Raw genomic sequence first — 12,788 nt, 5'->3', positions numbered from 1 at the left:
AATCATGATTTAGTTACTTTTCTGTTATTTATATTTGTGTCAAAAATACACAATTTATTTTTTTGACGATAATGAAAAAAGTAACCTCTATGCTCATTGGGCTTGGCTTTACGATAAGTTCTTCAGTAAGCTATACCCAAAACTCTCCAAAGCCGATTGTGGCTTTTTCTTTGAATGAAGTCAGATTGACAGGCGGTGCATTTCTGCATGCCCAACAAAAGGATTTAGACTATATTCTTTCACTTAATGCTGACAGATTGCTTGCGCCGTATCGCAAAGAGGCTGGACTACCTGTAAAAGCACCTGCGTATGGCAACTGGGAAAGTTCGGGCTTAGACGGTCATATTGGAGGGCATTATTTGTCTGCATTGGCGTTGATGTATGCATCTACAGATGATAAGCGTTTGAAAGAAAAGCTAGATTATTGTATCGCTGAACTAGCGCTTTGTCAACAGCAAAACAAAAATGGTTATGTGGGTGGAATACCCAATGGCAAAATTTTTTGGGAAAGAATCGGTAAAGGTGATATTGATGGTAGTGGCTTTGGTTTGAATAATACTTGGGTGCCTTTGTATAACATTCACAAGTTATTTGCCGGTTTAAGAGATGCCTATTTGATTGGTGGAAATCAAGAAGCTAAGGAAGTGCTGATTCATCTTACGGACTGGTTTTGTAATCTAATAGCGCCACTCAATGATACGCAAATTCAACAGATGCTCAAAACAGAGCATGGAGGTATGAATGAAGTTTTGGCAGATGTGTATGTAATAACTCAACAAAACAAATATCTGGATGTAGCCGAAAGAATGTCACATCAGGCTATTCTTGCACCATTGGTGTCGCACGAAGACAAACTAACGGGTTTGCATGCCAATACTCAAATTCCGAAAGTCATAGGCTTTGAAAGAATCGCTGAGTTGAAAAACCGTCAAGATTGGCATTCGGCAAGTGAATATTTTTGGCAAAATGTGACCCAAAAACGTAGTGTAGCTTTTGGAGGAAATAGTTATCGTGAACATTTCAATGCGACGAACGATTTCAAGCCTATGTTGGAGTCTAACCAAGGACCAGAGACTTGTAACTCGTATAATATGCTAAAACTCACCAAAGCATTATTTTTGCATGAGCCAAAGTCTTCATATATAGATTTTTACGAAAGAACACTTTACAATCATATTCTTTCTTCCCAGCATCCAGAACATGGAGGATTGGTTTATTTTACACCGATTCGTCCTCAACATTATCGTGTATATTCTGATGCTCAGAAAGGTTTTTGGTGCTGTGTCGGGTCTGGGATAGAAAACCACGGGAAGTATGCCGAGCTAATATATGCTCATGATGATAAAAATATTTGGGTAAACTTATTTGTGCCATCACAACTTGATTGGAAAGAAAAAGGGATTCGTTTTATCCAAAAAACAGACTTTCCTAATCAAGAAAGCACTGTCATTCAACTTTCACTGAAGCAAACACAAAAATTTAAGCTATATCTGAGAAAACCTTTTTGGTTAAATAGTGAAAAAATATTGGTGAAAGTTAATAATCACTCTCAATACCTTACTGTTGATGCCCAGGGATATGCCTCACTTGAAAAGACATGGAAAAATGGGGACCAAATTCAGTTAGTATTACCAATGCAAACCCGTTTGGAACAATTGCCTGATGGCTCTAATTGGTATGCTTTTGCTCACGGACCAATTATTTTGGCCGCTGCTACGGATTCTTCAGATTTGAAGGGATTAGTCGCTGATGATTCAAGAATGGGTCATGAAGCTATGGGCAAATTATATCCTATCAATCAAGCGCCTGTGTTGGTCGGCTCGCAAAATGCCGTGATTGCGAGTTTGAAGCCTCTTAAAAACCAGCCTCTTGCTTTTAAAATAGAAAATCCTAATTTGTTTTTTACGCAAAAAACAAGTTTGATTTTAAAGCCATTTTATCAGTTGCATGATGCTCGTTGTATGATGTACTGGCCTTTGATGAATGCTAATGAGGTAAGTCAGCATCAGGAAAAATTGAAAGCAGAAGAGCAGGCTGATATTATTTTGCGTCAAAAAACTATGGACTGGATTAGTTTGGGCGAACAACAACCAGAGGCAGACCATGCTTTTGACGGAAAACAGACTAGAGCAGGAGGAAGTATTGGTAATTTTTGGCGCTCAACAACGGCATGGATGTCTTACAAACTGAACAACACAGACTTAAAGTCTAAAGCGATTGAAATAACCATATTGAAAGATTCAAAAGCTCATGCTTTCGAAGTTTGGTTGAATGATACACTATCTCAAAAAGTAGAGATTAGTGCAGAAAATGGGAAATCACAAGTCTTTACTATAGGCTTAGGAGAAAATATTTTGAACCAGAAAAATATTCAAATCAAAATTGTTGCGATTGGAGAAAACGGTTCAGGTGCTATACAATCTATTCGATTGATTAAATAGTGGCTCAATTCATACAAACATTTGCAGCAATCTAATTTATTTTTAAACAAAACGCTTTCTGAGGTACAGACCTTAGGAAGCGTTTTTTGTTTGAAATGAATAATCAACAGATTTTATGATAGCAACGAGAATAAAGCTAAAGGATAAAATACTCTTGAGTTTTTACTAAATTTGAACATTATCTGTAGAGATTTAAAATCCTATTTTCTATAAAATTTTGTACCATGATAAGAATAACAATGCTAGCAAGTCTGGTGGGATGGATTTTAAACCTGATTTCTCCTGAAGCTATCACCACACAACAAAAGCCTTCTGTAGTTGTTTGTAAAACAGAACCTAAGAAAAAAAGCTTAGCTAGAATAGCCACGAAAAATAGTATCAAGGCTAATGCAGACAACAAAGATAACGGAATGGTGTTTGTACAAGGTGGTAGTTTTATGATGGGAAATAAAGACTTCTCAGATGCAGTACCTGTTCATAAAGTTACAGTCAACTCATATTGGATAGATGCACATGAGGTAACAAACGCAGAGTTTTCGGCATTTGTAAAAGCTACCAAGTATATCACAGTGGCAGAAAGACCACTCGATCCTAAAGCATTTCCTGGTGTTCCATTAGAAAAATTAAAGGCAGGGTCATTGGTTTTTAAAGCACCAAAGCAAGTAAGTTCGCTTGACAACTACTTCGAATGGTGGGAGTTTGTAGCTGGTGCAGATTGGCAACATCCTTTAGGTCCTAAAAGCAATATTATAGGAAAAGAAAATTATCCTGTTGTTCATATTGCCCATGAAGATGCTGTGGCTTATGCCAAATGGACTGGAAAACGTCTACCTACAGAGGCCGAATGGGAATTTGCATCGAAAGGTAAGAGTGTAAGTTCCAAATACGAATGGGGAAATCAGTTGCTACCTAATGGAAAATGGATGGCAAATATTTTTCAAGGTACTTTTCCGACAAATAATCTAAAAAAAGATGGTTATGCTGCTACAGCTCCAGTGGAGTCATTTCCAGCGAATGCCACAGGCGTGTATGATATGACAGGTAATGTTTGGGAATGGTGTAGCGATTTGTATCATGTAAATTATTACAAGTCCAGCCCTGTGCAAAACCCTAAAGGACCTAAAAATAGTTTTGACCCAGAAGAACCGGGTGTAATAAAGTATGTTCAAAGAGGGGGCTCTTATCTGTGCAGTGACCAGTATTGTGTAAGATATGAGGCGGGGAGTAGAGGAAAAGGAGAGGCTATGAGTTCGACAAACCATATTGGCTTTCGATGTGCTAGAGATATGTAAGCGCTAGATAGGGGAAAGACAAGTAGTTTGATTTTTATTTTATAATTATCTAAATAAGATACTTACTTGTATCTCTGACAATAGTAATATGCTGATTCTCTATGAGTTTTGTCAATCATGATATTTCTTCAATTTAGTATATAAACAAAGCCTTAGTTTAACAACTAAAAAGCGTTAAACTAAGGCTTTGTTTTGCTATATTAAAATTTAACAAAATAGTATTCTGCCTGTTAGTGAATTTTAATATTTTTATTCGTCAATTTGAGTATTTGATAGTATAAATCGTGCTTCAACAACCAACAAAGATTCGGTTATGAGGTCGCATAATTCAAGGATTTCGGCTTCTGAAAATAATAAAAAGAAGTGCTGTAACGGCGTTTTGAATAACAACTCTTTCCCATGTGAACTCGGATATTCATAAAAACCTATTTTCTCCTCCATAATAGCTTTAAATTGTCTAAGCTCAGCTAAAGAAAGGGCAAAAAGCAAATTCTTGTACGAAAGATTATATTGATTGCAACAAGTGCAGTGACTAACAAAAGCATTTTCTTTTTCTAATATGCTTTGAGTTTGATGTTCTGAATGACGCATAGTATATACGTTTTTATTTTATAGTTCAAAATCTACTTCGAAAGGTATTCGCAGTAATACCCAATTCCTTTCAATGCTTTACTGATTGATTGAGGGGTGATCAGTTCTTCGGATACCACCGAAAGAGCGTGATTAAAATCTGAAAAATCAATGCTAAATGATTTGATTCCGAGTGGCTGTAAAGCTTCCCATACCGATTGTATGCCTATCGGTGATTGTATGTCGGTTCTAAACATTAAAATATTCATAGGTTTGTTATATTTAATTTAACTATTTGATTGATAGATGGTTAATAGATTTATCTGTATCAAAATCTAAGCAAATATATTCATCTATTTAGAATTATTCCAAATAAAAACGTCAATTTATTTGTATTTAGTCTAAATAAGACATAGTTTTGTTTCATCAAAGTCAAAATTATTAGGGTTTTCACTCTATAAATAAGGCTTTGAGGATACCCTAAATAGTGGACGCTAACCACTTGATCAACTCTCAAATATTTCTATAATGAAAAACATTTATCTTACATTGGTGCTGTTGACGAGTTCATTGCTATCGATAGCTCAAACCGCAGTATTGAAAGGACAAGTCAAAACTCAAGAGGGCAATCCTGCGGAATTTGTGAATGTAATTTTACGTGGTACTAATAAAGGTGTCGTTACAAATGATGCTGGTAATTTTGAAATCCAAGGCGTCAAAGCTGGTAATTATATAGTTCAGGCCAGTTTTGTGGGCTTAGAGGCTGTTCAACAAAAAGTAAGTTTAACCTCAGGACAAACACTTGAAATCACTTTGACTTTACCTGAAAGTGCCAAAGAATTACAGGAAGTTATCGTAAACTCGAACCCTAGTAAATATGTAACAGATTATCCTTCAATCTCTTTAAGATTAAAAACCCCTTTACTCGAATTACCTCAAAACATCCAAGTTGTTACCAAGCAATTATTACAAGACCAACAAATTTTTGATATGCTCGAAGGCGTAACCCGCAACGTAAGTGGTGTTACGCGTCTTGAGCACTGGGATAATTACGCACTTTTGAATATGCGTGGTTCTCAAATTGCAGCTTTTCGTAACGGAATGAATGTACAAATGGCATGGGGACCTCTTGCTGAAGATATGAGTATGGTCGAGCGTATCGAGTTTGTTAAAGGACCTGCTGGATTTATGCTTGCCAATGGCGAACCTGCGGGTTTTTACAATGTAGTAACCAAAAAGCCAACGGGGATTACCCGTGGAGAGGTAACTGGTACTGTGGGAAGTTTTAATACTTATCGTACTACATTGGATTTGGATGGAAAGTTAACAAATGACGGAAAATTACTGTACCGTCTAAACATTATGGGGCAGTCGAAAGGCTCACATCGCTTGTTTGAGCACAATAATCGTGTGTCGGTAGCACCAGTTATCAAATATCAAATTTCACCTAAAACTTCATTAACAGCTGAATATACCTACCAGTATAATCAAATGTCAATGATTGGGTCTAATTATTCTTATTCAAAAAAAGGCTTTGCTGATTTACCAGCGAGTTTTACGACTGCTGAGAAAAATATGGATCCGACCAATATCAACGACAATACGATTTTCTTGACGTTTGCTCATGCGTTTAATCCTAATTGGAAGTTTACAGGACAGGTGGCATATATGAATTATAGCCAAGTAGGACAATCGATGTGGCCAACTGGTATATCTGCCAATGGTGATACACTTTATCGCAAAATGTCTATCTGGGATGTATTAGGTGAAAATAAGCTAGGGCAGTTTTTTGTAAATGGAGATTTTAAAACGGGCTCCTTCAAACATCTTTTATTGGGAGGAACCGACATCGGTTACAAAGACTACTATCATGATTTTGTAAATGGTAAGGAAATCACTCCTTTGGCAATTTATAATCCACAATACGGTATTACTCCCGAATCGGTATATCCTGTGTATGATAGAAGTAAAAGCTTAAAAGAACGTGGGGCGCATTATTACCAAAAATACTACGCCTTTTATGTGCAAGATGAAATTCATCTGATTGAAAACAAATTAAGATTGACCTTGGCTGGTCGCTTTACGTCCTCAACCGATGGAAATCCTTATGCTGGTGAAGCTGTTGGAAACAAATTTACCCCACGTGTTGGTTTAAGTTATTCACTTGACAAGCACACTTCTGCCTATGCGGTGTTCGACGAAGCGTTTCTTCCTCAAGCAGGGGCAGGTCAAAATGGCGCAAGTTTTAAGCCCATTACAGGTAATAACAAAGAAATTGGTTTAAAAAGAGAATGGCTTGGAGGCTTGTGGACTACCTCTGTAGCTGCTTATAATATTACCAAGAATAATGTACTGACTGCTGACCCTAGCAACCCTAATTTCTCAGTGCAGTTGGGACAAACTCAAACAAAAGGTGTTGAATTTGACCTTCGTGGACAAATCCTTCACGGTTTAGACCTAACGTTAAACTATGCTTATACCAACGCAAAAGTAACCAAAGATACCAATCCTGTGAATGAGGGTGTAGATGTACCAGGCTCAACCAGAAATATTGCCAATGCTTGGTTATCGTACAAAGCGACTAAGGGAAAACTGAAAGGATGGGGCGTTTCGTTAGGAGCTCAATACCAAAATGGTCGTTCGTCTTGGTACGTATTTGATGGAACGAAACAACCTCTGAAAGATTATTTCAAAATGGATGGCGCTGTTTCATATCAAGTAAATAAATTATCTTTTGCCTTGAATATCAATAATTTACTTAATGCTTATTTGTATTCAGGCGCTTATTACAACTGGGGTGGTTTTTATTATTATCAAACAGAAGCACTCCGTAATGCTCGTTTGACAGTAGGATATAAGTTTTAATTATAGAGGCATCCTTCCAATAGGAGGGATGCTCATTTATTGATTATACATCTAAAATTATTCTTTAATGAATTTTAAAAAACTTGTCGGAAATATTCATTTATTCTTGGGTTTGGCATCTGGAGTTATTGTTTTTATCATCAGTGTTACGGGTTGTTTATATGCTTTTCAGGAAGAAATACAAAATGCAACAGAGGAATTTCGTTTTGTTGCACCCCAAAAAACAGCTATGCTACCTCCTTCCAAATTACAGGAGATAGCCACGAAAACCTTGCCTACTAGAAATTTACATGCGATTATGTATGGAACCGCCAACCAGTCGGTTCAAGCTATATTTTATCATTTTGAGCCTTACCATTATTACCTAGTGTACCTCGACCCATACACAGGCAAGGTGCTACAGGTGAAGAATATGTCAAAGGATTTTTTTAGATGGGTGTTAGACGGGCATTATTATTTGTGGTTACCTCCTACAGTTGGACAACCTATCGTAGCTTCGGCAACGCTAGTCTTTTTTATCTTACTTATTTCTGGCATTATTCTTTGGTGGCCCAAGAACAAAAGTGCCGCTAAGCAGCGATTTTCTGTTAAATGGAATGCCCAGTGGCGCCGCAAAAATTATGATTTACACAATGTTTTAGGTTTTTATGCTTCATGGGTTGTAGTCGTACTTGTAATTACAGGTCTTGTGTGGGGATTTCAGTGGTTTTCTAAAGGAGTTTATGCCGGAATTGGTGGAAAAAAGTCTTTAGAATTTGTCGATCCACTTTCAAGAAAAATCCCTATTGCCAGTGCTGAAGCTGCTATAGACCAAGCTTGGAAAAAGGTATTGAAAGAAACACCTCACGCAGCCTCTATCGAAGTCCATGTTCCTGAATCAGATTCTGCTTCGATTGCTGTGAATGTAAACCATCAAAAAGGTACTTTCTGGACAACAGATTATCGATATTTTGACCAATATACTTTGAAGGAACTTCATGTATCTCACCTGTATGGTCGTCTCAAAGATGCTACAGCTTCTGATAAACTTTTCAGGATGAATTACGATATTCACGTTGGTGCTATTTGGGGAATTGCAGGTAAAATTTTAGCTTTTTCGGTAAGTCTAATTTCAGCAAGTTTGCCTATTACTGGATTTGTGATTTGGTGGGGACGTCGTAACAAGAAGAAAGATACTTTGACTAAACCAAAAAATAAGACCGCATTAATTACTGAGTAACAAAATGGGCTGACGAAAGAATTAGTTCAGTGCAACTAGCACTTTTCTGAGTTAAAAGCCTTTTCATTTCGTATTTAGAAAGTTGACCTCTATACCTTTATTTCGCTAATAGAAACCTATCCGTTTATTTTGGATAGGTTTTTTTTTATCTTGTACTAAAAATCTCCAAAAACTATGTCTCACATAACGTTTCCCGAAAAAACTATTCTGATTTGCGATGGTAGCAAATGTGGAAAGCATAAAGAGCTTCGTAAGTTCTTCAAGGAGTCCATCAAAGACAATGGACTCAAAGACAAGGTTGAAATTGTAAAAATTGAATGTACAGATCGCTGTAAGCATGCTCCAATATTATGCTTTCAGCCACAAAATCAATGGTTGTCTGAGGTGACTGTATGGCAAGCCGACGCACTTTTTAAAAAATTTATTTTAGAACAGCAATAAAGCACCCGCAAGGTGCTTTATTGCTGTAACTCCGATTTATCTATAGTTTTGCCCGTATGGTCGAATAAATGAAAGTAATCTTTTATTACCTTCATAAAATGATAAAATTACTGAATTATTATCCCAAAAATGATGTCTACACGCATCATATAAATGAATTTCAGTAATGAATCGAGCATTTATTTTTAGCTTATTAATTGCTAATACCCTTCTGTACGTTTCTTGTGACTCAACAAAAGCGAACAAACAAAAGTTAGTTCCCTCTGGTTTGACGGGCGAACAACTATCTCAACAACATTGTGTGGCTTGTCACGCTTATCCTTCTCCTAATCTTGTAGAAAAAGAATGGTGGGCTAAAGGTATTTTGCCGAAAATGGCTTTGCGACTTGGCATGGGAAACAAAATGGGGTATCTTACCAATATCAATTATGAAGATATGATGGAGGTTTCGGTAGCTAATATCTACCCAGATGAACCAGCTATGGCTCCTGAAGATTGGAAGAAAATCGTGGATTTCTATGTTAAGAATGCTCCTGAAAAACCTATTCCGCAAGTTTCGAAACTTAAAGCCACGCCTCTTTCTGATTTGTTTGAAATTCAAAAGTTAGAGAATCCCAACAATGAACCTACATTAGTAACGATGGTGAAAATTTCACCTGACGAACAAGCCCTTTACGTAGCACATCGTGGTAGAAATCGTGTGGAAAAATGGGATAAGACACTCCAGAAAATCTCAGAAGTTCCAACCGAAAGTCCTGTTTCGGATGTTGTAAAAACACCTATTAGTATGATAGCGCTTGGTATGGGAATCATGGATCCCAATGATCAAGCATTAGGGAAATTATGGAATATTTCAAAAAGCACACCTCAGACCTTAGTAGAAAAACTCCGTCGCCCTGTCGAAATATCAGTGGGAGATTTGGATGCTAATGGTACGCCTGATTATCTGATTTGTGAATTTGGTAACGATATAGGAAAGTTAACGTGGTATGATCAAAACTTTAAATTGAAGAAAGAAATATTGAGTTTTTCAGGTATTCGAAATGCCAGTATAACTGACATAACTGGCGATAAATTACCTGATATTGTGGTTTTGCAAACTCAAGGTGATGAGGGTATTTGGATACTCAAAAATCAAGGGAATGGAAATTTTGAACCACAGCGTGTCTTGCGTTTTCCTCCGATTTATGGTTCTAGTTTTATTCAAGTAGTTGACATCAACAAAGATGGTTTTCAAGATATAGTTTACACCAACGGCGATAATGCCGACGCTTCTATCTCGCTAAAACGTTATCATGGTGTACATGTATATTTGAACGATGGAAAAATGAATTTTAAGCATCAATATTTCTATCCTATGCACGGAGCTTCTAAAGCTCTAAGTCAAGATTTTGACGGTGATGGAGATATGGATATTGCAGCTATCTCATTTTTTCCTGATAAAAAGCAAAATCCTGGAGAGGGTTTTTTATATTTTGAGAATACAGGAAAAGGCTTTACTCCGCATTTTATAGAAGGAATTTCCGATAAAAAATGGATGGTAATGGATTGTGGCGATTTGGACAGAGATGGAGATATAGATCTTGTATTGGGTGCATTTAATATTCAGGATAGAGATGGTCAAAGCAAATTATCTTCAGAAAAAAGAGCGAGTGTTTATGTGCTACGATCCAAAAATAAAAGTCATTTGTAGAGGCCACCTGGGGATTCTGCGGTTTTATTGCACTAAAATCATAAAGTAAGGATATATTCAGAAAGCTAAATAGAATCCCACAAATGACCTCTTCAAATGTAACTAGCTGTTGTTTATATATCGATATAAACTCACAAAACAGTAATAATTTGCGTTTGAATTGTTAAAAATTAAAAGGGTTTTCTATATAAATATTAGCATATACGTAAATGGCTTCAATAAGCTTTTTACTTGCTGTTAACAATAGAATAGGTAGATTAGAAAAGAATAGTTTCGTATTAAATCTTTTCTATTCAATAGAGGGAGGTTTAACTAAGCCATAAGAAAAGCAATCTAAATACCAGAACCGAATTGTGAATATTACAAAGGTTACTTATCTGGATAATTTTACATTATTTTCTTAAAAAGGTAGAGGATAATCTTAATAGCATTGAGTTAAGCAATAATAAGAAGCGTCTTTTTTATTATAATAATGCTAGGTAAAATTGTTAGTTATTTTTGTAATGCTTCGTTGTTGCACTACAAGAACAACTATTTTATCGCAACAATCGTGCCTTAAGTGAAGAAAATTCAATTTGTTTTTTATTTTTTGGTAAATAAACTATTTGAACACCACTAAGTAAGGTTCATTTTTAATTTTTAAATGTTAGATATAAACTTTCAGGCCTTAGCGCATCGTCATTCCACCGCTTTAGAGAATCTTTGGTGAATAACTCTTTTTCTAAAAAACTAATTTCTAGATAATTATAGGTCTTATTCTCTTTAAGACTTCCTACAGTTTGCTCTATTATTGGAATCCAAGTTCCTGAATTAAAAAACGCCTTGTTCTCCTGAAATATTTGCATAGGATTGTGTGTATGTCCCATCGTTATTACTTCTACATCAGGATATTTTCTGAAGATATTGGACGATTCTTGAGAAAGGTCATCAGGTTCTTTTAGATTAAATACCCCCACAAATTGACCAATAATATAAGATAACACCAATGTACCTAGGTTTTTTAAAAAACTTAAATTACTCCAATCTCCTTTTAGATTGAAGTACGTAATATCTTTATACATCAAAAAAATAGTAAGCACCACAGGAATCATGATGATACCTACAAAAGTAAAAGCTTGTCCAAAAACATAAGCAAAGGCTTTTTTATCGACAAATTTCAATAATGTCAAGATTCTTTTGGTTAAAATCTCAATGGCCAACGGAAATCTTTCTTTCAAAAGGATAGCAAGAATATTACTCGTAGGACGAATATTATCAAGAAAAGGATAGGCTATCTCAATACGATTTAGCACATATCTGTTTACAAAAGAGCCCAAAGGCAACCTCAATTGCCCGCTTAGTTTGCCGTCTAATGTTGGGGTTCCAACAACATTAGAAAACTTATCATAACGGTGCCCATGTTCGATATAGAGCTTTTTATTGATAATTACAGAGTCTTGTATAAAAGATATTTTGCCGTTGATTGATTTCTTTTGCTGGTTAGCTATCTCATTTAATTTTATAGAGAAATACGTTTGAACCTTTTTCCAATGCCATTCCAAATCATGATTTCCTTTTAGAATTAAGAGTTCTTTATTGGGAGAACTCAACCATTCGGTAAGAGCTAGAAATACCTTTTCGTGACCTTCAAAAACTTTTTCTAATTTCCAGATAGATTTGAAATCATCGGTCTTAAATCCATATATTTTTTCATCTTCTGTGAAGCTGGTTTTAAGTTCTTCGATAGTCATATTAATTTGTACTTTTTGCAATATCTTTTGCCATTCGATATAATCAAAGTTTAGAATTTCTATTTCTGTAAAAATGACTCTTAAAAAATCAATGAAATCACCATTAATTACTAGCATGGCTGATTCATCTTGATATTTGTCTAAGTGGAAACGAATCCATCGTAGAAAGGCATCATCAGCAAAAAAATTTTCAGTTCCAGTAATCATTCCCGATGGTTCTTTCCCTCTTGCAATATGCAAGTCGCTAATGATTAATAAATGAGTAGCAAATGTACTTAGAGACTCTACTTGATGTAGGGTGTTTAGAGAATTATCTTGGTGTGTCATGGCGTATAAATTTCCTTAAATTTCTTGAAAAAAAAGGGCAAAAAAAAATTGGTTTCAGAAAACTCTGAAACCAATTACTCATTTATCAACTAGAAGTCATCTTGACTTTTTAATTTTCTTAATTGCCATGATAATGAATGCTATAAAGTTAAACCCCATCCAACTTGAAATCGTTGTGTCGAAGCGATTTAACAAAGATCTATAACTATC

At 35.8% G+C, this 12,788-nt stretch carries 9 protein-coding genes; 6 read left to right on the top strand and 3 right to left on the bottom strand.

Annotation, left to right across the window (positions count from 1 at the left end; translation table 11 throughout):
- Window positions 1–71: 71 nt before the first annotated feature.
- Together QM491_RS15930 and QM491_RS15925 are read left to right on the top strand one after the other, a co-directional pair.
- Window positions 72–2,441: a glycoside hydrolase family 127 protein gene (locus tag QM491_RS15930; RefSeq protein ID WP_283328497.1), complete on the top strand. Its 2,370-nt coding sequence runs from the start codon at window positions 72–74 to the stop codon at window positions 2,439–2,441.
- A 224-nt stretch (window positions 2,442–2,665) separates the two neighbouring features.
- The gene (locus QM491_RS15925; protein WP_283328495.1) at window positions 2,666–3,733 is read left to right on the top strand and encodes a formylglycine-generating enzyme family protein; all 1,068 of its coding nucleotides are present in this window, start codon (window positions 2,666–2,668) and stop codon (window positions 3,731–3,733) included.
- Window positions 3,734–3,982: 249 nt separating this feature from the next.
- On the opposite strand, the gene QM491_RS15920 is transcribed toward QM491_RS15925, so the two are convergent.
- Window positions 3,983–4,324 carry a DUF6686 family protein gene (locus QM491_RS15920; RefSeq protein ID WP_283328494.1) on the bottom strand — a complete coding sequence of 114 codons (342 nt, stop codon included), beginning with the start codon at window positions 4,322–4,324 and terminating at the stop codon, window positions 3,983–3,985.
- Window positions 4,325–4,356: 32 nt separating this feature from the next.
- Complete coding sequence (locus QM491_RS15915; protein WP_283328493.1) at window positions 4,357–4,572, bottom strand: hypothetical protein; 216 nt, start codon at window positions 4,570–4,572, stop codon at window positions 4,357–4,359.
- Window positions 4,573–4,831: 259 nt separating this feature from the next.
- On the opposite strand from QM491_RS15915, the gene QM491_RS15910 reads away from it, so the two are divergent.
- The 4 genes from QM491_RS15910 (at window position 4,832) to QM491_RS15895 (ending at window position 10,521) form a co-directional block, all read left to right on the top strand.
- Window positions 4,832–7,168 (top strand): TonB-dependent receptor, encoded by a 2,337-nt coding sequence (locus QM491_RS15910; RefSeq protein WP_283328492.1) that lies wholly within the window; start codon window positions 4,832–4,834, stop codon window positions 7,166–7,168.
- A gap of 67 nt (window positions 7,169–7,235) precedes the next feature.
- Window positions 7,236–8,387 (top strand): PepSY-associated TM helix domain-containing protein, encoded by a 1,152-nt coding sequence (locus tag QM491_RS15905; protein ID WP_283328491.1) that lies wholly within the window; start codon window positions 7,236–7,238, stop codon window positions 8,385–8,387.
- 174 nt (window positions 8,388–8,561) lie between these two features.
- Window positions 8,562–8,828, top strand: coding sequence for a (2Fe-2S) ferredoxin domain-containing protein (locus QM491_RS15900; RefSeq protein ID WP_283328489.1), 267 nt, complete (start codon window positions 8,562–8,564; stop codon window positions 8,826–8,828).
- A 166-nt stretch (window positions 8,829–8,994) separates the two neighbouring features.
- Window positions 8,995–10,521, top strand: a complete 1,527-nt coding sequence (locus tag QM491_RS15895) for an FG-GAP repeat domain-containing protein (protein ID WP_283328488.1) — start codon at window positions 8,995–8,997, stop codon at window positions 10,519–10,521.
- Between the two features lie 632 nt (window positions 10,522–11,153).
- Here the strand turns inward: QM491_RS15895 and QM491_RS15890 are convergent.
- Entirely contained in the window at window positions 11,154–12,578 is a 1,425-nt protein-coding gene (locus tag QM491_RS15890; RefSeq protein WP_283328486.1) for a metallophosphoesterase, read from the bottom strand.
- Window positions 12,579–12,788 lie beyond the last annotated feature (210 nt).

Source organism: Flectobacillus longus (genome assembly GCF_030056705.1).
Lineage (GTDB): Bacteria > Bacteroidota > Bacteroidia > Cytophagales > Spirosomataceae > Flectobacillus > Flectobacillus longus.
The sequence above is the reverse complement of the archived record's forward strand: the minus strand, read 5'-3'. Positions and strand labels throughout refer to the sequence as shown.